At 64.7% G+C, this 19,542-nt stretch carries 15 protein-coding genes; 10 read left to right on the top strand and 5 right to left on the bottom strand.

From position 1 onward, the window contains the following. Positions 1 to 10 precede the first annotated feature (10 nt). Positions 11 to 676, bottom strand: coding sequence for an amino acid ABC transporter permease (locus C2U30_RS10730; RefSeq protein ID WP_103243727.1), 666 nt, complete (start codon positions 674 to 676; stop codon positions 11 to 13). Continuing rightward, entirely contained in the window at positions 673 to 1,884 is a 1,212-nt protein-coding gene (locus tag C2U30_RS10725; RefSeq protein ID WP_103243726.1) for a threonine synthase, read from the bottom strand. The genes C2U30_RS10730 and C2U30_RS10725 overlap by 4 nt, the downstream gene beginning before the upstream one ends. Positions 1,885 to 2,099: 215 nt before the next feature. Between C2U30_RS10725 and C2U30_RS10720 the strand changes: the two genes are divergently transcribed. The 3 genes from C2U30_RS10720 (at position 2,100) to C2U30_RS10705 (ending at position 7,484) form a co-directional block, all read left to right on the top strand. Further along, a complete protein-coding gene (locus C2U30_RS10720; RefSeq protein ID WP_103243725.1) occupies positions 2,100 to 4,247 on the top strand; it encodes a prolyl oligopeptidase family serine peptidase in 2,148 nt (715 codons plus the stop codon). Positions 4,248 to 4,450: 203 nt separating this feature from the next. After that, complete coding sequence (locus tag C2U30_RS10710) at positions 4,451 to 6,610, top strand: AsmA family protein (RefSeq protein ID WP_103243724.1); 2,160 nt, start codon at positions 4,451 to 4,453, stop codon at positions 6,608 to 6,610. A 139-nt stretch (positions 6,611 to 6,749) separates the two neighbouring features. Beyond that, a complete protein-coding gene (locus C2U30_RS10705) occupies positions 6,750 to 7,484 on the top strand; it encodes an SDR family oxidoreductase (RefSeq protein WP_103243723.1) in 735 nt (244 codons plus the stop codon). Positions 7,485 to 7,540: 56 nt separating this feature from the next. On the opposite strand, the gene glnE is transcribed toward C2U30_RS10705, so the two are convergent. From glnE to C2U30_RS10690, 3 genes are all read right to left on the bottom strand, one after another. Then, positions 7,541 to 10,414, bottom strand: a complete 2,874-nt coding sequence (glnE, locus tag C2U30_RS10700; RefSeq protein ID WP_233721104.1) for a bifunctional [glutamate--ammonia ligase]-adenylyl-L-tyrosine phosphorylase/[glutamate--ammonia-ligase] adenylyltransferase — start codon at positions 10,412 to 10,414, stop codon at positions 7,541 to 7,543. A 135-nt stretch (positions 10,415 to 10,549) separates the two neighbouring features. Beyond that, on the bottom strand, positions 10,550 to 10,990 hold the full coding sequence (locus tag C2U30_RS10695; RefSeq protein ID WP_010675667.1) for a GNAT family N-acetyltransferase: 441 nt from the start codon (positions 10,988 to 10,990) through the stop codon (positions 10,550 to 10,552). 107 nt (positions 10,991 to 11,097) lie between these two features. Further along, positions 11,098 to 12,348 (bottom strand): methyl-accepting chemotaxis protein, encoded by a 1,251-nt coding sequence (locus tag C2U30_RS10690; protein ID WP_010675666.1) that lies wholly within the window; start codon positions 12,346 to 12,348, stop codon positions 11,098 to 11,100. A 100-nt stretch (positions 12,349 to 12,448) separates the two neighbouring features. Here C2U30_RS10690 and C2U30_RS10685 point away from each other — a divergent pair, with 100 nt between their 5' ends. From C2U30_RS10685 to C2U30_RS10655, 7 genes are all read left to right on the top strand, one after another. Beyond that, entirely contained in the window at positions 12,449 to 13,201 is a 753-nt protein-coding gene (locus C2U30_RS10685) for a potassium channel family protein (protein ID WP_029314808.1), read from the top strand. 152 nt (positions 13,202 to 13,353) lie between these two features. Then, positions 13,354 to 13,959, top strand: coding sequence for a TIGR04211 family SH3 domain-containing protein (locus tag C2U30_RS10680; protein WP_010675664.1), 606 nt, complete (start codon positions 13,354 to 13,356; stop codon positions 13,957 to 13,959). A 165-nt stretch (positions 13,960 to 14,124) separates the two neighbouring features. Continuing rightward, on the top strand, positions 14,125 to 14,904 hold the full coding sequence (gene nudC / locus C2U30_RS10675; protein ID WP_103243721.1) for an NAD(+) diphosphatase: 780 nt from the start codon (positions 14,125 to 14,127) through the stop codon (positions 14,902 to 14,904). A 155-nt stretch (positions 14,905 to 15,059) separates the two neighbouring features. Continuing rightward, a complete protein-coding gene (gene hemE, locus C2U30_RS10670; protein WP_103243720.1) occupies positions 15,060 to 16,127 on the top strand; it encodes a uroporphyrinogen decarboxylase in 1,068 nt (355 codons plus the stop codon). Positions 16,128 to 16,302: 175 nt separating this feature from the next. Further along, positions 16,303 to 17,232 (top strand): ROK family protein, encoded by a 930-nt coding sequence (locus C2U30_RS10665; RefSeq protein WP_103243719.1) that lies wholly within the window; start codon positions 16,303 to 16,305, stop codon positions 17,230 to 17,232. Between the two features lie 49 nt (positions 17,233 to 17,281). Further along, positions 17,282 to 18,292, top strand: coding sequence for an erythrose-4-phosphate dehydrogenase (epd, locus tag C2U30_RS10660; protein ID WP_103243718.1), 1,011 nt, complete (start codon positions 17,282 to 17,284; stop codon positions 18,290 to 18,292). Positions 18,293 to 18,358: 66 nt separating this feature from the next. Further along, positions 18,359 to 19,522 carry a phosphoglycerate kinase gene (locus C2U30_RS10655; RefSeq protein WP_010675659.1) on the top strand — a complete coding sequence of 388 codons (1,164 nt, stop codon included), beginning with the start codon at positions 18,359 to 18,361 and terminating at the stop codon, positions 19,520 to 19,522. Positions 19,523 to 19,542 lie beyond the last annotated feature (20 nt).

Genomic DNA, 19,542 nt, shown 5'->3' with positions numbered 1-19,542 from the left:
CATCAGTTGTTCAATGACCGAACTGACCATGTTGCAGCCTCCTTTCAACGACGCGCAGGGCGAGGGAGAGCGGCAGAAAGATCAGCACGCACATCAAGGTCAGCACCGCCAGCATCTCGTAGGTCTTGTAGTAGAGGGCGATGTAGTTCTTGGTGGTGTAGAGCAGTTCCGGCACCGCCACCGCCGAAGCCACCGTGGTCTCTTTGAGCAGAAAGATGAAGTTGGCAAACAGCGCCGGCAGGCTGGCGAGCCAGGCCTGGGGTAGCTGGACGTGGCGTAGCAGCTGCCAGCGGGAGAGGCCGATGGCCCGGCCTGCTTCCAGCTGGCTGGGGGGGATTGCCTGAACGCCTGCCCGCAGCGCCTCGGTCAGGTAACCGCCGCCGAGGAAGGTCATGGCGATCACCGCCGTGGCAAAGCCGGAGAGCGAGATGCCGAGCGCCGGCAGCCCGAAGTAGAGAAAGAACAGCTGGATCAAGAGCGGCGTGTTGCGGGCCAGCTCCACATAGGCGCGGATCACCCGGTTCAGCCAGGGCTTGTGCAGGCTCAGCAGCGTCACATTGAGCATCGCCACGGCGAGCGAGGTGAGGATCACGATGGCGCCGAGCTGCAGGGTGACCCAGACCGATTGGCCGAACGCCGGCAGGGTAGTGAGAACAAAGGACCAGTCGAAGCTCATGCCGGGATCCTCCCGTCGCGGCGCAGCCGCTGGGGCACGACCGTGATGGCGTCAGGGTACTTGATGCCGGCGCCGGTGTTGAGCACCACCACCCGCTCGCCCCCCTGTATCCAGCCCGCTTCCCGCAGCTGGCGGGCAGCGGCGAAGGCGGCCGCCCCTTCCGGGCAGACGAAGCTGCCTTCGCGCGCGGCGAGCTGGCGGATCTCGCGCTGGATGGCGCCATCGTCTACCGCGACGGCGCATCCCTCGGTGCGATAGAGGGCGTCCAGCACCAGAAAATCCCCCAGCGCCTTGGGTACGTTGATGCCAAAGGCCAGGGTCTGGGAGTCGGGCCAGAAGCGCGACTCGCGCTCCCCCTGCTGCCAGGCCTGGACGATGGGGGCGCAGCCGCTCGCCTGCACCGCCACCAGTCGCGGCAGCGGCCCCTTGACCCAGCCCAGCTCCTGCAACTCCCGCAGCGCCTTGTAGATGCCGATGAGACCAACCCCGCCGCCGGTGGGGTAGAGGATGACGTCCGGCAGGGTCCAGCCGAGCTGCTCGGCGATCTCCAGCCCCATGGTCTTCTTGCCCTCGATGCGATAGGGCTCCTTGAGGGTGGAGGCATCGAACAGCCCCTGCTCGGCCACCGCCTCGGCCACCTGGCGACCGGCGTCGCTGATGAGGCCATCCACCAGATAGAGGCGGGCACCGGCCAGCGAGGTCTCCAGTCTTGTGATGGCGGGTGCCGCCTGGGGCATGACTATGGTGCTGCGCAAGCCGGCGCGGGCGCCGTAAAGCGCCCAGGCCGCACCGGCGTTGCCGTTGGTGGGCATGGCGAAGTGGGTGATGCCGAGCTCCCGGGCGCGGGAGACGCCGACCGCGGCGCCGCGGGCCTTGAAAGAACCGGTGGGGATGATGCTCTCATCCTTCATCCAGAGATCCGGAATGCCAATCTGCTTGCCGAAAGCGGGCAGGGGCAGCAGAGGGGTGAAGCCTTCCCCCAGGGTGATCACCTGGGCGGGGTCGCGCACCGGCAGCAGCTCGTGGTAGCGCCACAGGCTGGCGGGGCGGCCCAGCAGAGCGGCCGGGTGCCAGGCCTGTTTCAGGGCCTCGAGGTCGTAGCTGGCCAGCAAGGGGGCTCCGACCGGGCTCAACTGCTGGGGCTGATCGGCATCCACTATCTCGCCGGTCTTGCTGCAACGCAGATGTGATAAGTAGCTGTACGGCATGCTTTATCCTGAATGGCTCACGTTGGCTGGTGTCTTATTCCATCCTGTGACCCAAGGGCCGGATAACAAACAAAATAAAGCGGCAAACTTAAGCGAAAAAACTCATATGGCTCCTCCGTGTCGGCGGGCCACTCTCTGTCACCGGTCGGGGGGTTGGGCCATCCGGCGTGCTTTGTTAACCTGCTCGCTCACTCAAACCGCAGGGAGCCGCCTCGATGCGAGCCATTGTCAGCCTGCTGGCCCTGTCACTGCTCTGTGCGTGCAGCGGCCAGCCAACCAGAGAGGATGCCATGTCAGGGAATACGCGCCTTCACTACCCCGTCACCCGCCAGGGTGAGCAGGTGGATCACTATTTCGGCCAGGCCGTGGCCGACCCCTATCGCTGGCTGGAGGATGACCGCAGCCCCGAGACGGAGGCCTGGGTCAAGGCCCAGAACCGGGTGACTCAGGGTTACCTGGCGCAGATCCCGTATCGCGCCGCCATCAAGGAGAAGCTGGCCGCCTCCTGGAATTACGCCAAGGAGGGGGCGCCGTTTCGCGAGGGGCGCTACCACTACTTCTTCAAGAACGACGGCCTGCAGAACCAGAACGTCCTGTGGCGCCAGCTGGAGGGCAAGCCGGCCGAGGTGTTCCTCGATCCCAATACCCTCAGCCCCGACGGCACCACGGCGCTGGATCAACTGAGCTTCTCCCGCGATGGCCGCATCCTGGCCTACTCCTTGTCGCTGGCGGGCAGCGACTGGCGCGAGATCCACCTGATGGACGTAGAGAGCAAGCAGCCGCTGGAGGCGCCCCTCAAGGACGTGAAGTTCAGCGGCATCAGCTGGCTCGGCCACGAGGGCTTCTTCTACTCGAGCTACGACAAGCCCGACGGCAGCGAGCTGTCGGCCAGGACCGATCAGCACAAGGTCTATTTCCACCGGCTAGGCACGGCGCAGGAGGATGACCGGCTGGTGTTCGGCGCCATCCCGGCCCAGCACCACCGTTACGTGGGGGCGACCGTCACCGAAGATGACCGCTTCCTGCTTATCTCGGCGGCGAACTCCACCTCGGGCAACCGCCTCTATGTGAAGGATCTGAGCCAGGAGAACGCGCCGCTGCTGACGGTGCAGGGGGATCTGGATGCGGACGTGAGCCTGGTGGACAACAAGGGCGGCACCCTTTACCTGCTGACCAACCGGGACGCCCCCAACGGCCGGCTGGTGACGGTGGATGCCGCCAACCCGGGCCCGGCCCACTGGCGGGATCTCATTCCCGAGCGTCAGCAGGTGCTGACGGTACACAGCGGCAGCGGCTATCTGTTCGCCGAGTACATGGTGGATGCCACCGCCCGGGTCGAGCAGTTCGACTACGAAGGCAAGCGGGTGCGCGAGGTGGCGCTGCCCGGCCTTGGCAGCGTCAGTGGCTTCAACGGCAAGCACGATGATCCCGCCCTCTACTTCGGCTTCGAGCACTATGCCCAGCCGCCCACCCTCTACCGGTTTGAACCCAAGAGCGGCGCCATCAGCCTCTATCGGGCCTCGGCGGCGCCGTTCAAACCGGAGGATTACGTCTCCGAGCAGCGCTTCTACCAGAGCAAGGACGGCACCCGGGTGCCGCTCATCATCAGCTACCGCAAGGGGCTCAAGCTTGATGGCAGCAACCCGACCATCCTCTACGGCTACGGCGGTTTCGACGTGAGCCTGACCCCGAGCTTCAGCGTGTCGGTGGCCAACTGGCTGGATCTGGGGGGCGTCTATGCGGTGGCCAACCTGCGCGGGGGCGGCGAGTACGGCCAGGCCTGGCACCTGGCGGGTACCCAGCAGAACAAGCAGAACGTGTTCGACGATTTCATCGCGGCGGCCGAGTACCTCAAGGCCGAGGGCTACACCCGCACCGATCGGCTGGCGATCCGAGGTGGCTCCAACGGCGGTCTGCTGGTGGGGGCCGTGATGACCCAGCGGCCTGATCTGATGCGGGTCGCCCTGCCGGCGGTGGGGGTGCTCGACATGCTGCGCTACCACACCTTCACCGCCGGGGCGGGCTGGGCCTATGACTATGGTACCAGCGCCGACAGCGAGGCGATGTTCGACTACCTGAAGGGCTACTCGCCGCTGCACAACGTCCGGGCCGGGGTCAGCTACCCTTCGACCCTGGTGACCACGGCGGATCACGACGATCGGGTGGTGCCAGCCCACTCCTTCAAGTTTGCCGCCACCCTGCAGGCCGACAATGCCGGCCCCCATCCCCAGCTCATCCGCATCGAGACCAATGCCGGGCACGGGGCGGGCACGCCGGTGGCCAAGCTTATCGAGCAGAGTGCGGACATCTATGCCTTCACCCTGTACGAGATGGGCTACAGGGAGCTGCCGCGTCAGCCTTGATCCGGGCGAGACGGGCGCCAGCCATCCACTATCATCAGGGCCCTGCGGGGCCCTTTTTATTGCCGCGTGTTGGAAGAGCTGCGCTGGCAGCACTAGCTGCGACCATCCCTGTCTCGCCACTGGCCCGTTTTGGCAGACAGGCCCCATCTGTCATCCCCCCGGTGGTATAGTCAGCCACAAGATCCGCATTCAAGGAGTCCATCGTGAAGAAGATCATCTACATCCTGCTGGGGTTGGCGCTGGCGGCCGTGGTGGCCATCGCCGCCCTGGTGTCCCTCATCGATCCCAACCAGTTCAAGCCCCAGCTGGCGGAACAAGTGCGCAAGAGCACCGGCCGCGAGCTGGTGATACAAGGGGATATCGGCTGGCGTTTCTGGCCGAGCCTCGGCCTCTCCCTCGAGAAGGTGGCGCTGCGCAACCCCGCCGGTTTCGCCGAACCCGACCTGGTGCGATTCGAGCAGGGTGAGGCCTCGGTAGGCTTGCTGCCGCTGCTCTCCCACCGGCTTGAGATCGGCAAGGTGACCCTGAGCGGCGCCCATCTCTTTATCCAGACCAAGGCTGACGGCAGCTCCAACCTGAGTGACCTGCTCAAGGCCTCCGCCGAGCCGAAGGGGGAGGCGACGACCTCCGAGCCTGCCGCAACGACGCCCCCAGCCGCCAGTGACAAGCAGCCCTGGCAGATCAGCCTGCAAGGCATCGCGCTGGTGGATGCCAGCGCCCTGGTGCGGGACGACCGTAGCGGTACCGTCTCCCGGCTCGACAGGCTGGATTTCGATCTGGGGCAGTTGACCCCGGGGGAGTGGGTACCGGTGACTCTGGCCGCCAAGGGGGCCCAGGGTGAGCTGGCGTTTGATCTCAAGGGGTCGGCCCAGCTTAAGCTGGCGTCCGATGCCAGCCGCAGCGAGCTGAAAGATGTCGCACTGGCGGGGAGCCTGAGCGAACCGACCCAGCGGCTGGATGCCTTCTCCCTCAAGGCCGATCGGCTGGCACTGGGGCAGTGGAGCAGCCTCACCCTCAGTCTGCAAGGGGCACAGGGGGCAGCGAACAAGCCGACCCTGGCCGGTACGCTGGAGGGGACCCTCAAGGCGCGCCTCGATGAAAACCGGCAACTGCTGGAAATATCGGATGCCGTGCTGGCCGCCAAGCTCAGCGGTGATTCTCTGCCGCGCCCGCAGATGCAGGTGAAGCTGGCGGGTTTTGCCCGCGCGGAGCTCGACAAGCAGAGCGTCGCCCTCAGCAACCTGGTGCTGGGGGCGGACGATGCCCTGCTGAGCGGCAGCGGCGCCGTTCGTCTGGGGGCCGTTCCCAAAGTGGACTTTGACCTCAAGGGGGCCAAGCTCGACCTGGACAGTTGGCTGGGTCAGCCAGCCAGGACGGCGTCCGCTGCGGCCACGTCGGGGGCGGCTGCACCGGCCGGAGCAAAGGATCAGGCTGCGGCACCCGCCGCCCAGGCGCTCTCCACGGCCGAACCGGATCTGACCGCCCTCAAGTCGGTGGACCTGGCTGGCCGCCTGCAACTGGGCAGCCTGCGCCTCAAGGGGCTGGATCTGAGCGCCGTCGATCTGCAACTGGCCCTGGCGGGTGGTCAGCTCACCCTCAAGCAGTTCAGTGCCGGGGTGGCCGGTGGCAAGGTGACCGCCAGCGGCGTGCTCGATGCCCGTCAGCAGCCGGCCCGCTATCAGGTGCACAAGCGGGTGCAAGGGGTCGATGTGCGGCCCCTGCTGCAGACCCTGGCCCAGACCGACCTGCTGGAAGGCAAGGGGGATCTGGAGGTCGAGGCGCAGGGCTCAGGACTCTCCGAACAGGCGCTGCGCAGCCGGATGCAGGGCAAGGTGAACCTCAAGTTGAGCGATGGCGCCCTGCACGGCATCAACCTGGCGGAGATGATCCGCGAGGCGCGGGCCACCCTGACCGGCAAGGGGGCGGATCAGGTGAAGGAGGTGCGCAAGACCGACTTCAGCGCCCTCACCGCCAGCTTCCAGATTGCCGACGGGGTTGCCAGGAGCGATGACATCCAGCTGTTTGCCCCCGCCCTGCGGGTGAAGGGGCAGGGCCAGACCGCCCTGGTGCCGGAGACCCTCGACTTCCTGTTCCTCACCTCCGTGGTGGAGAGCAGCAAGGGGCAGGGGGGCAAGACGGTGGACGAGCTCAAGGACATCACCATACCGGTGCGCATCGGCGGCCACTGGCAGGCGCCGAGCTACAAGCTTGACGTGAAGGCCTTGCTCAGCAACAACAAGGTGCTGGAGGAGAAGGCCCGCAAGGAGGCCGAGCGCGGTCTCAAGAAGCTGCTGGGTGACAAGGCCGACAACGAAGGGGTGAAAGGGGTGGCGGACCAGCTGCTCAAGGGCCTGTTCAAATAGCCAACTTCCCCTTGTTGCCATCAAGAGCCCGCCCCGTGCGGGCTCTTTGTTGTTGTGCCGGGCGTCACGGGACGAGGTGTGGTCGGCAACATGAGGTACTATGCGAAGCAGTCATCGAAACCGGGAACCAGGAGGGTTCATGAACAAACGGGTGCTGATCACCGGCGGCGGCAGAGGTATCGGGGCCGCGACAGCCCGCTATCTGGCGGCTCAGGGTTACCATCTCTGTCTCAACTATCGTCAGGACAGGGCGTCCGCCGAGGGGGTGGTGGCCGAGATCCTGGCCACCCATCCGGTCGAGTGCATCGCGGTGCAGGCCGATGTCAGCGTGGAGGCCGAGGTGGTGCGCCTGTTCGAGGAGATGGACGCGCGGCTCGGCCCCGTCACTCATCTGGTGAACAACGCCGGCAGGTTGCAGCCTCAGATGCGGGTACTGGAGATGAGCGCCGAGCGCATCAACCAGACCCTGACCACCAATGTCACCAGCTGCTTTCTCTGCTGCCGCGAGGCGGTGCGCCGCATGACGGCGGGGGGCGCCATCGTCAATGTCTCTTCGGCCGCCGCCCGGCTGGGCTCCCCCGGGGAGTACGTGGATTATGCCGCCGCCAAGGGGGCCGTCGACGTGCTGACCAGAGGCTTGTCGCTGGAGCTGGCGGCTCAGGGGATCCGGGTCAACGGGGTGCGTCCGGGTTTCATCTACACCGAGATGCATGCCGACGGCGGCGAGCCCGGCCGGGTGGACAGGATCAAAGGCAATATTCCCCTGCAACGGGGCGGCGAACCCCGTGAGGTGGCGACCGCCATCGCCTGGCTGCTGTCGGACGAGGCCTCCTATGCCACCGGCACCTTTATCGATGTGGCGGGCGGGCGTTAGGTCATCTTCAACAAGCCTCCCGTCAACGAGAAGGGGCGCCATGGCGCCCCTTCTGCTTATTCTCCCAGCAGCTGTTGCCAGACCGCCAGCACATGGCCCCGCTCTCGCGGCAACTGATCGTCCCCCACCTTGCGGGAGATCTCCGAGAGATTGAGGCGATGGCCGAGGTTGCGGATCTCCAGATAGGCCTGCTTGAGCCCCTCCGCCTGCTCCAGTGTGAGTACCCCCGCCATCACGCACTCATCGAAGATGCGCACATTGTCTGACCAGCGGGTGAGGGCGTCCGGCTCACCGCAGGCATGGGCCAGCACCAGGTACTGGGCGATGAACTCGATGTCCACCATGCCGCCGGGGGACTGCTTGAGATCGAACTCTCCCTCTCCCGCCTTGAGCAGGTGATCCCGCATCTTCTGGCGCATCTCCCGCACTTCACGGGCCAGGGTGGGCAGATCCCGCTCCTTGGCCAGCACGTCGCGGCGGATGCGGGCAAATTCGGCGACCACGGTATCATCGCCATAGATGGGACGGGCTCGCACCAGGGCCTGATGCTCCCAGGTCCAGGCTTCCTGCTGCTGGTACTGCTCATAGGCCGACAGCGATGAGACCAGCAGGCCGGCGTCGCCGGAGGGGCGCAGCCGCATGTCGATCTCGTAGAGGATGCCGGACGGAGTGCGCGTGCTGAACAGATGCAGGATCCGCTGGGCCAGGCGCAGGTAGAACTGGCGGCTGTCGATGGGCTTGCGGCCATCGGTGTAACTGTTGGGGTCGCCGCCGTGCAGGAACACCAGATCGAGATCCGAGCCGTAGCCGAGTTCGATGCCTCCCAGCTTGCCGTAGGCCACCACCGCAAAGCCGCGCTCACCGCTCACCGCCACCTCGGGCGGCACCCCGTAGCGTTCGCTCATCTGGGCCCAGGCCTGATTGACCACCTCCTCGGTGATCGCCTCCGCCAGCCAGGTGAGGTGGTCGCTCACCTTCATCAGCGGCAGGGCACCGGCGATGTCGGCGGCGACGATGCGCAGGAGCTGCACCTGCTTGAACTGGCGCAGCGCCTCCATCTGCTGCTCCACGTCCTCCTCGGGGATGCGCAGCAGGAACTGGCGCAGCTGGGGCTTGTACTGATCCAGCGGGGTGGGGTGGTAGAGGTGCTGGGGATCCAGCAGCTCGTCCAGCAGGATGGGGTAGCGGGCCAGCTGCTCGCTCACCAGGTTGCTCTCGTCACACAGGCGCACCAGCTGGCGCAGGGCGGCGGGGTTTTCCGCCAGCAGTTGCAGATAGGCGCTGCGGGTGAAGATGCGAGTCAGCAGGGTGCAGACCCGCTCGAACAGGCGGGCGGGCTCACGGCTCGCCACCACCAGGCGCAGCAGCTCCGGCATCAGCCAGTCCAGGGCGATGCGCCCCTGGGGCCCTACCTGACGGCGCTTGTACTCCTCCTTGAAACGCAGCAGGGCGGCGCAGAGGGGGGCGGGCTCCACCACTCCCTGCGTGGTCAGCAGTTTTTCCAGCTCGGCGGCATCAAGCTCGGTGCGCCAGAGATCGAGCCAGAGCTGTTCCAGGTGGGCGGGGGCCTCCTTCTCTTCCCCCACCACGGCGACGAACTCCTGATGGACGGCGGCCATCTCCTCATCGAGGTGGGCCATGAAGGCGTCCCAGTCGGTAAAGCCGAGGGTGGCGATGAGCCGCTGGCGATCCCGATCCTCGGTGGGCAGAGTCTGGGTCTGCTGATCGCCGATCTCCTGCAAGATGTTTTCCACCCGGCGCAGGAAGCGATAGGCGGTGAGCAGGCGTTCGCACTGGCTCCCCTCCAGGGCACCCCCCTGGGCGATGGCGGCCAGCGCCTCGGGCAGGTGGCGTACCCGCAGGGCGGGCTCGCGCCCGCCACGGATGAGTTGCAGCGCCTGGGCGATGAACTCCACCTCGCGAATGCCCCCGGCCCCCAGCTTGATGTTGCCCTCCAGTCCCTTGCGGCGCACCTCGGCGGCGATCATCGCCTTCATCTGGCGCAGGCCGTCGATGACGCCGAAGTCGATGTAGCGGCGGAACACGAAGGGGCGCAGCAGTTCGGTCAGGGCCATGGCGTGTTCACACTGGGGGCCCAGCACTCGCGCCTTGACCATGGCGTAGCGCTCCCAGTTGCGGCCGTGATGCTGGTAGTAGTCTTCCATGGCGGCGAAGGAGATGGCGAGCGGCCCCGCATCGCCAAAGGGGCGCAGCCGCATGTCGACCCGGAACACCTGACCATCCTGGGTGGGCTGGTGGAGGGCGTTGATGAGACGCTGCCCCAGCTTGATGAAGAACTGCTGGTTGGCGAGCTCCCGCCGACCGCCAACGGTGTAGCCGTTCTCGGGGAAGGTGAAGATAAGGTCGATGTCCGAGGAGAAGTTGAGCTCGCCGCCGCCGAGCTTGCCCATGCCGAGGATGAGCAGCGGCTGGGGGTTGCCATCGCCGTCCATGGGGGTGCCCAGCTCGCTGCACTGTTTGGCGTAGAGCCAGTCGCGGGCACCACTGATGAGGGCATCCGCCAGCTTGGTGAGATGGATGAAGCTCTCTTCGACCTCTGACTCCCCGAGCAGCTCGCGCCAGGCGATCACCAGCATGCGGCTGCGGCGGAACTGGCGCAGGATGCGCTTGAGCGCCTCCTCGTCCGCGACCTCGGCGAGCAGGGCTGCGAGCTCAGGTTCATAGGCGGGCCAGCGCTCGGCCCGGGTCAGTGCGTCCGATGCCAGGGTCTCGGCCAGCAGCCCCGGCTGCTTGATAAGGGAGTCTGCGACAAAGTCGGAGAGGCCGAGCAGGGTCAGCAGGTTCTGGCGGGTGGACTCGGGCAGTGCGTCATACTGGGGCGCCAGGGCGAGCAGCCGCTGCCAGTGGCGCAGGGCCTGCTCCTGCAACAAGGGAGAGAAGGCGGAGAAAGAGGGAGAGTGCTGGGCCACGGTTGCCATCCTTGTGGTTGACGAGTCTGCAGGGAGAGTGAAATGCCGGCTGCCAATCTAGCACTCCCGGGCGCTGGCGTCACAGCGCCGCTGCCCGGAAGGTGATCCGGCGACGGATCTGGCGATCGGCCGGGCTCAGGGACGCCGGTAGATCTCGGGGTCGTAGATTTCCATCAGGCTGCCGGGGCTTCTCGGCGGCACAAAACCGAAACCGGCGTAGAGGCCGTGGGCATCGGAGGTGGCGAGGGAGAGACGGCGCAGCCCTTGCAGCTCCGGGTGGGCGAGGATGGCTGCCACCAGGGCCTTGCTGTGACCGCGCCCGCGATGTTCGGGCAGCACGAAGACGTCGGCGAGATAACCGAAGGTTGCCTTGTCGGTGATGACCCGGGCGAAGGCGACCTGCTGGCCGTCGAGATAGGCTCCGAAGCACAGGGAGTGGTTGATGGCCCGCTGCAGGGTAGCGAGGGGAATGCCGAGGCACCAGTAGGCCTCTTCACTGAGGAAACGGTGAATGAGCGGGACGTCGAGGCGCCCCTTGTCGTCGCTTATCTCAAGCGCACGTTCTGTGGTCTGCATCCTGGCTCCTTGCCGTGATGAAAAAAGAAAGGCCCCTAAGGGGGCCTTCCAGTGTACTCAAATCACGACCTCAGGCCAGCCTGAAGGTTTGACGATGGGCGCCAGCATCAGGCCAGCTTGAAGGCCTGGATATGGCTGTCCAGCGTCTGGCTGTGGTGTTCCACCAGTTCGGAGGCATCTTTCAGCTCCCGCAGCACCACGACGGAGCCTTCCACCACCTGTTTGACCTGCTCCAGGTTGGCATTCATCTCCTCGGCGACCGAGCTCTGCTGCTCGGAGGCGGCGGCGATCTGGCGGTTCATGTCGGCCACTCCCTGCACCCGTTGCACTATGGTGTCGAGCTGGGTACCTGCCTGGGTCACCTGCTCCACCCCCTTGTCCGCCTGCTGCACGCTCTCGGCCATCAGGCCGACGGCCTGGCGGGCGTTGCCCTGAAGCTGCTCGATCATCTTCTGGATCTCGACGGTGGCCGCCTGGGCACGGTTCGCGAGTTCGCGCACCTCGGAGGCGACCACGGCAAAACCGCGACCCGCCTCACCGGCGCGGGCGGCCTCGATGGCGGCGTTCAGGGCCAGCAGGTTGGTCTGCTCGGAGATGCTGCGGATGGTGTCCACCACGGAGCCGATGCGATCGACCCCGTGCTCCACTTCGTTGACCACGGTGGAGGAGCGCTGGATGTTGCCGGAGAGAGTGTCGATGGTGTTGACGGTAGCCGCCACGCAGCGGCTGCCCTCCTCGGCCAGCTGGCTGGTTTCGGCGGTGGCGTGGGACGCCTGCTCCGCGTGGTTGGCCACTTCTCGAATGGCACCCACCATCTGGCTCATGGCGCTGGCAAGCTGCTCAATCTGGGTGAACTCCTCGTTGATGGCCTCGTTCGCCTCATCCATACAGAGAGTCACCTGGGAGGCGATCTCGTTGAGCTCCTTGCAGGCGGCACGCTGGGTTCCGAACACCTCCTTGAGGTTCTCCTGGGAGTGGGCCACCGCCTTGGCGATGTCGCCGAACTCGTCCCGGGACTTGAGCAGCACGCTGTGGCTGAGATCCTTGTTGGCGAAACGCTCCAGCAGCCCCACCAGGTAGTGGACCTGCTTGACCATGAGGCGGGAGCCGGTGAGCAGCAGCACCACGAAGACGACCCCCATGAGCGCCGTCTCCACCAGCCCGGTCCAGAGCAGGCGATCGGCGATGGTGTTGGCCATGGCGGCATCAATGCCCTCGCTGAGCAGGGTCGCTTCCAGGTTGCTGGCATCGAACCAGAGTTTGGCCAGCAGCAGCAGGGTGCTGAACACCATGAGCAGCACCACCTTGGGCACCAGTCGGATGTTGCTCATGCGCCTCTCCAGCGGGTTCAACTGCATAATTTTTCTCCTTTCAACGTCCATTATTCCTTTGCCGTCATAGCTATCGGCATTATCTTCCTTTTTATTAATTTGCACCGTGCTTAAAGTTGGAAAATGTATGCGACATCACTTAACTCATTTGCGTACCATGGATCTGCTGATGGGGTTTCTCTCCGTGATTTCGGTTTGCCTGGTGGCTGCTCGCTGGCTGGGGCACGGTGAACTGAGCCCCCAGACTTTGCAGCTCTTTTATGATGTCGACAGTCTGATCTGCTACTTCTTCCTCGCTCACTTCGCCTATGGCTGGGCGCGCGCCTCCGACAGGATGGCCTTCTTCAAGAGCAACTGGTTCTATCTGCCCGGCAGCCTGCCCATGGTGGAACAACTACGTTGGGCGCGGCTCATCCAGCTGTGGCGGGTCTACCAGTTGCTCCGGGACAGACCGGATCTGCTGGCCATGTTCCGTCGTGAACGCAACGAAACCACCCTCTCCGGCATTCTCTTCCTCTTCTTCCTGTTGCTGGGGGTCGGCTCCGGCGTCATGTACTGGCTGGAAACGGGGCAACCCGGCAGCCAGATCCAGACTCCTTACGATGCCTTCTGGTGGACGCTGGTGACCCTCTCTACCGTGGGGTACGGGGATCTGGTGCCCAAGACGGAGGAGGGGCGCTTCGTCGCCAGCCTGCTGATCCTCTTTGGAGTGGGGTTGTTTGGCGCCCTCAGCGGCTTCATGGCCAGCCTGTTCGTCCATCCCGGCAAGACCAACGATGACACCGCGGTGTGGCGACGCCAGCAGAGCGAGCAGCAGGCGCAACTGCTCAAAGAGCTCAAGGCCCTGCGCGCCGAGGTGCAGGCGCTGAAACAGAAGTAGGTACGACGTCTGGAATGGTCGCGTGGCAAACCGGCGGCGCTGCGAGACAGCTCTCACTCGGGGAGATGGCGCTTTTCTTTGCTTGTCCTTTGACCCGCAGGCGGCTTAACATTCGGCCTGCAACCTAATCCAACGAAGAGAATCGATCGACCATGCGCGCCCTTCTCGGGATCCTGATCTGCTTGTGTGCCCAACAGGCACTGGCCGATACCCGCTATGTTTCAGACAACATCTTTACCTATATCCACAACGGTCCGGGTACCCAGTACCGGATCCTCGGCAGCGTCAAGGCCGGTGAGCCGCTGGAGGTCAAGGCGGTAAACCAGGAGGCCGGATTCACCCAGGTGGTGGACGGTCGTGGCCGCGAGGGCTGGATCAAGAACAGCGAGCTGCAGGGGGAGATCAGCCTGCGTGAACGCCTTCCCCAGGTTCAGAAAGAGCTGGACGAAGCCAAGGCCCGCCTGCTGAACCTCAATGGCGACAACGAGAAACGCTTCGCCGAGAAGGATGGCAAGATCGCCGAGCAGAGCAAGGAGATCGCCAGCCTCAAAGCCCGTCTGGACAGCCAGAGCGCCGAGATGAGCAGCCTCAAGGAACAGAACGACGCCCTGACCCAGAGCTATGACAACCGTGAGCACGACATGCAGATGGACTGGTTCATCCGCGGTGGTGCCATGGTGGGGGGGGGCATCCTGCTCGGGATCCTCCTGCCCATGCTCCCGCGCCGTCGCAAGAGCAGCGAGCGCTGGATGAACTGATCGTCCGGGCGGTCAACAGGATGAAAGGTCGCCAGAGGCGGCCTTTTTTCATGGTGTGTCTGGCGAGAAGAGGGCCATGTCGGGGGTCGCCATCGGCCCTTCCCGCTCGTAAGATGAGGCGAACGATCCTGTGCCGCGCGCATTCTCAACAAGAGCCTTCATCATATGTCATCAACTGAACAGGCCTTCTGGTTCGTGCTGGGGGGCGATCACCTCGTCCTGCTGGATGAACAGGGGCGCATTCCACAAGGGCCCCGCGCCGTTTTGCCCACCCATCTGCACACCGCCTCCTTCGAGCGCTTCGACGAGTGGGACGGCCTGCCTTGCCATCTGCTGGATCTGGGGGCTGAGGCGGAGACCGGGGCCATGGCCCCGCTGCGCCAGCTCATGGTGGCGGGGGACGAAGAGGGCTTTCGCCTCGCAGGACGGGCCTGGCAGCTCGCCACCTTTCGCCGTACCCATCGTTTCTGCGGTGAGTGCGGCGCCCCCATGACCCCGAGGGAAGGGGAGTGGGCCCAGGGGTGTCATCACGGCCATGTCGTCTATCCGCGCATCTCCCCCTGTATCATCGTCGCGGTGCGCAAGGGGCCGGCCATCTTGCTGGCAGCCCACCGCCGTCACTATCAGGCGGATGATCCCATGTATACCGTGCTGGCCGGCTTCGTGGAGGCAGGGGAGAATCTGGAGCAGTGCGTGGCGCGGGAGGTGTTCGAGGAGAGCGGCATCCGGGTGACCAATGTGCGTTACGTGGCGAGCCAGCCCTGGCCCTTCCCCCACAGCCTGATGATGGGCTTCACCGCCGACTACGAGAGCGGCGAGATCCGGGTGCAGGATGACGAACTGGTGGCGGCAGGCTTCTTTGAGGCTGACCGGCTGCCGCGCTTGCCCCCTCATGGCACCATAGCGCGCCGGCTTATCGAACAGTGCCTCGCCGACGAGGGCTGACGACCCCCAGACCGGCAGGAAACGCGGGGCGCTTGTTTGCGCCCCCTCACATCTTTGCACTCGGACGGCTCAACGGCACCTTTGGGCCGCCCTCAGCCTTGTACAAAGTGGTATCATGTCCGCCATTTTATGCGTGAGATGAGTCAGGAACTGGGATGAAAGAGCTGAAGAACGATCGATACCTGCGTGCCCTGCTGCGCCAGGATGTGGACATGACCCCGGTGTGGATGATGCGTCAGGCTGGCCGCTACCTGCCGGAATACAAGGCGACCCGCGCCGTCGCGGGGGACTTCATGTCCCTGTGCCGCAACGCCGAGCTGGCCTGTGAAGTCACCCTGCAGCCCCTGCGCCGCTACCCGCTCGATGCCGCCATCCTCTTCTCCGACATCCTCACCGTGCCCGACGCCATGGGCCTGGGCCTCTACTTCGAGCACGGGGAAGGCCCGCGCTTCGAGCGCCCCATCCAGTCCATGGCCGACGTGCAGGCCCTGCCTGTGCCGGATCCGGAAGACGAGCTCGGCTACGTGATGAACGCGGTGCGCACCATCCGCCGCGAGCTCAAGGGCGAAGTGCCGCTCATCGGCTTCTCCGGCAGTCCCTGGACCCTGGCCACCTACATGGTGGAGGGGGGCAGCTCCAAGGCGTTCACCAAGATCAAGCAGATGATGTACGCCGAGCCCATGACCCTGCACCTGCTGCTCGACAAGCTGGCGGACAGCGTGATCAGCTATCTCAACGCCCAGATCAAGGCGGGTGCCCAGGCGGTCATGGTGTTCGACACCTGGGGCGGCGTGCTGACCCCGCGCGACTACCGCGACTTCTCCCTGCAGTACATGCACAAGATCGTCGACGGCCTCATCCGCGAGCACGACGGTCGCCGCGTGCCGGTCACCCTGTTCACCAAGAACGGCGGGCAGTGGCTGGAGCAGATCGCCGCCACCGGCTGCGACGCCCTGGGGCTGGACTGGACCACCGACATCGCGGACGCCAAACGCCGGGTCGGCGACAAGGTGGCGCTACAGGGCAACATGGATCCTTCCATGCTCTACGCCGCCCCCGAGCGCATCCGGGAGGAGGTTGCCTCCATCCTGGCCGGCTTCGGTCATGGCAACGGTCACGTCTTCAACCTGGGTCACGGCATCCATCAGGACGTGAACCCGGAGCATGCCGGCGTCTTCGTCAACGCGGTACACGAGCTCTCCGCCCGGTACCACGGTCGCTGAGCGCGTCAAACAGTGCAGTGAACGGGGCCTTCGGGCCCCGTTTCGTTGCCGGCGGGGCTGCATCCCGGCCATCGCTCGGGTTACACTGCACCACCATGGAACACCGTCACGGACAGGATGGGCGAGCGCGCCTGTTCACCGGAGGATGGCGTCGCTGAACAGGGCAGGAGGCAGGATGGGCAAGAGTGCGTGGGATTGGGGCATCGACCTTGGCGGGACCAAGTGCGAGTGCGTGGTGCTGGACGGCGACGAGGTGTTGCTGCGCCATCGCATCCCCACCGAACGTGCCGGCGGTTATGATCACATCATCGGCCAGATCGCCAGGCTGGTGGACGAGTGCGCCGCGCGGCTCGGCCAGCGCCCTGCCGTCATCGGCATGGGGACGCCGGGGGCGCGGGATCCCCAGACCGGGGTGATGAAGAACTGCAATACCACCGAGCTCAACGGCAAGCCGCTCAAGGAAGATCTGGAGCGCAGGCTCGGCGTGCCCGTGCTCATCGCCAACGACGCCAACTGCTTCGCCCTGGCGGAAACCCACCTCGGCGCGGTGCGCCAGCACCATGCCGGTGCGAAAGTGGTGTTCGGCATCATCATGGGCACCGGGGTGGGGGCCGGCATCGTCATCAACGGCCAGATCCTGAACGGCCACCACGGCATCGCCGGGGAGTGGGGTCACAACGTGCTCTCACCGGACGGTCCCGAATGCTACTGCGGCAAGCGCGGCTGCGTCGAGACCATGATCAGTGGCCCGGCCCTGGAGGCCTGGTACGAGGCCAGAGCCAAGCGCCGCCTCTCACTCGCCCAGATTGCGGCAGCCACCGCCCACGATCACGTGGCCAGGCTCACCATAGACAGGTTGCACCTGCTGTTCGGTCAGGCGCTCGCGAACGTGGTCAACATCCTGGATCCGGACGTCATCGTCATCGGCGGCGGGGTGGGCAACGTGCAGAGCCTCTACAGCGCCGGCCGCCAGACCGTGCTGCCATTTCTCTTCAATCCCCGTTTCGCCACCCCCCTCATCGCGCCTGCGTTGGGGGACAGTGCCGGAGTGTTCGGGGCCGCGCTGCTTGCACGCGGTGTCTTCAGGGAGGCGCTGCTCTCGTGAGCCGCCCATTCGTTCATCCCTCAGTCGCAGGTAAGGACACAGAACTTTCATGATCAAGATTGCCATCAACGGGTACGGCCGCATCGGCCGCAACGTGCTGCGGGCCCTCTACGAGAGCGGACGCGACAAGACCATCAAGATCGTCGCCATCAACGAGCTGGCGGCGCCGGAGGCCATGGTGCACCTCACCCGCTTCGACACCAGTCACGGTCGCTTCCGCTACCCGGTGCAACTGGCGGGCAGCAGCATGCAGGTGGGGGAGGATCTCATCGCCCTGTTTGCCGAGAAGGATCCGTCCAGGCTGCCCTGGCGGGCGCTGGGGGTGGACGTGGTGCTGGACTGCACCGGCGTGTTCGGCTCGCGGGCCGATGCCGAGCTGCATCTGGGCGCGGGGGCGGGCAAGGTGCTCTTCTCCCATCCGGCGGATGCGGACGTGGACGCCACCATCGTCTACGGGGTCAATCACCAGGTACTGACGGGGCGGGAGCGGATCGTGTCGAACGCCTCCTGCACCACCAACTGCGTGGTGCCGGTGATCGAAACATTGCATCGAGAATTCGAGATAAATTGTGGTACTATTACGACAATTCATTCGGCCATGCACGATCAGCAAGTCATCGATGCCTATCACGGCGACTTGCGCAGAACCCGGGCAGCCAGCCAGTCCATCATCCCGGTGGACACCAAGCTGGCAAAGGGGTTGGAACGTATCCTTCCCCACTTCGCCGGCAAGTTCGAGGCGATCGCGGTACGGGTACCGACCATCAATGTAACCGCCATGGATCTGAGCATTACTGTTCGTAAAAAAGTGACAGTTAGTGACGTAAATCAAGCCCTGCAACGGGCATCCAGAGGTACATTACACGGTATTCTGGACTACACGGAAGAGCCACTGGTCTCCGTAGACTTTAATCATGATGCACACTCCTGCATCATTGATGGTACCCAGACTCGGGTCAGCGATGCCAACCTCGTCAAGATGTTGATGTGGTGCGATAACGAATGGGGCTTCGCCAACCGCATGCTGGATACCACCCGGGCCATGATGGCCGCAGGCTGAAAGTCTGCACCGGGCGCAAGGTTACTGTTTTTTTAACATTACCTGAAAATATATAGAGGACTGAATATGTCTGTTATCAAGATGACCGACCTGGATCTGGCGGGCAAACGCGTTCTGATCCGTGCTGACCTGAACGTGCCGGTAAAAGACGGCAAGGTCACTTCCGATGCACGTATCGTTGCGACTCTGCCGACCATCAAGCTGGCTCTGGAAAAGGGCGCCAAGCTGATGATCACCTCCCACCTGGGTCGTCCGACCGAGGGTGAATACAACGAAGAATTCTCCCTGGCTCCGGTTGTCAACTATCTGAAAGACGCACTGTCCTGCCCGGTTCGTCTGGCCAAAGACTACCTGGATGGCGTAGACGTCGCCGCCGGTGAGCTGGTTGTGCTGGAAAACTGCCGCTTCAACAAAGGCGAGAAGAAGAACACCATCGATCTGGCCAAAAAATACGCCGCCCTGTGTGACGTCTTTGTAATGGATGCGTTCGGTACTGCTCACCGCGCCGAAGGTTCTACCTACGGTGTGGCCCAGTTCGCGCCGGTTGCCTGTGCAGGCCCCCTGCTGGCCGGTGAACTGGAAGCCCTGGGCAAAGCCATGCTGAAGCCCGAGCGCCCCATGGTTGCCATCGTTGGCGGCTCCAAGGTCTCTACCAAGCTGACCGTGCTGGAATCCCTCTCCAAGATCGCTGACCAGCTGGTGGTCGGTGGTGGCATCGCCAACACCTTCATCGCTGCTGCCGGTCACAACGTCGGCAAGTCCCTGTGCGAGCACGACCTGATCGACACCGCCAAGAAACTGGCTGCCGAGACCAACATTCCGGTGACCACCGACGTGGTTGTGGGTAGCGAATTCTCCGAATCCACCCCGGCCACCATCAAGTCCGTGTCCGACGTGACTGACGGCGACATGATCTTCGACATCGGTCCGGATTCCGCCAAGGCCCTGGCCGACATCATCATGAACGCCAAGACCATCCTGTGGAACGGCCCGGTCGGTGTGTTCGAGTTCGACCAGTTCGCTGAAGGCACCAAGGTGATCGCCGAAGCCATCGCCGCTTCCCCGGCCTTCTCCATCGCTGGCGGTGGTGACACCCTGGCTGCCATCGACAAGTTCGGCATCGCCGACAAGGTCTCCTACATCTCCACCGGCGGCGGCGCCTTCCTGGAGTTCGTAGAAGGCAAGGTACTGCCGGCTGTCGCGATTCTCGAAGAGCGCGCCAAAGCCTAATTGACCCGGAACGGGGGGCA

Origin of the sequence: Aeromonas sp. ASNIH5, from assembly GCF_002902865.1 — a bacterium.
Taxonomy (GTDB): domain Bacteria; phylum Pseudomonadota; class Gammaproteobacteria; order Enterobacterales; family Aeromonadaceae; genus Aeromonas; species Aeromonas caviae.
The sequence above is the reverse complement of the archived record's forward strand: the minus strand, read 5'-3'. Positions and strand labels throughout refer to the sequence as shown.

What these genes read in the sequence shown, in the direction of transcription:
- C2U30_RS10730 (WP_103243727.1), bottom strand. Translation starts at nt 676, where the DNA reads ATGAGCTTCGACTGGTCCTTTGTTCTCACTACCCTGCCGGCGTTCGGC.
- C2U30_RS10725 (WP_103243726.1), bottom strand. Translation starts at nt 1,884, where the DNA reads ATGCCGTACAGCTACTTATCACATCTGCGTTGCAGCAAGACCGGCGAG.
- C2U30_RS10720 (WP_103243725.1), top strand. Translation starts at nt 2,100, where the DNA reads ATGCGAGCCATTGTCAGCCTGCTGGCCCTGTCACTGCTCTGTGCGTGC.
- C2U30_RS10705 (WP_103243723.1), top strand. Translation starts at nt 6,750, where the DNA reads ATGAACAAACGGGTGCTGATCACCGGCGGCGGCAGAGGTATCGGGGCC.
- C2U30_RS10695 (WP_010675667.1), bottom strand. Translation starts at nt 10,990, where the DNA reads ATGCAGACCACAGAACGTGCGCTTGAGATAAGCGACGACAAGGGGCGC.
- C2U30_RS10690 (WP_010675666.1), bottom strand. Translation starts at nt 12,348, where the DNA reads ATGCAGTTGAACCCGCTGGAGAGGCGCATGAGCAACATCCGACTGGTG.
- C2U30_RS10685 (WP_029314808.1), top strand. Translation starts at nt 12,449, where the DNA reads ATGCGACATCACTTAACTCATTTGCGTACCATGGATCTGCTGATGGGG.
- C2U30_RS10680 (WP_010675664.1), top strand. Translation starts at nt 13,354, where the DNA reads ATGCGCGCCCTTCTCGGGATCCTGATCTGCTTGTGTGCCCAACAGGCA.
- nudC (WP_103243721.1), top strand. Translation starts at nt 14,125, where the DNA reads ATGTCATCAACTGAACAGGCCTTCTGGTTCGTGCTGGGGGGCGATCAC.
- hemE (WP_103243720.1), top strand. Translation starts at nt 15,060, where the DNA reads ATGAAAGAGCTGAAGAACGATCGATACCTGCGTGCCCTGCTGCGCCAG.
- C2U30_RS10665 (WP_103243719.1), top strand. Translation starts at nt 16,303, where the DNA reads ATGGGCAAGAGTGCGTGGGATTGGGGCATCGACCTTGGCGGGACCAAG.
- epd (WP_103243718.1), top strand. Translation starts at nt 17,282, where the DNA reads ATGATCAAGATTGCCATCAACGGGTACGGCCGCATCGGCCGCAACGTG.
- C2U30_RS10655 (WP_010675659.1), top strand. Translation starts at nt 18,359, where the DNA reads ATGTCTGTTATCAAGATGACCGACCTGGATCTGGCGGGCAAACGCGTT.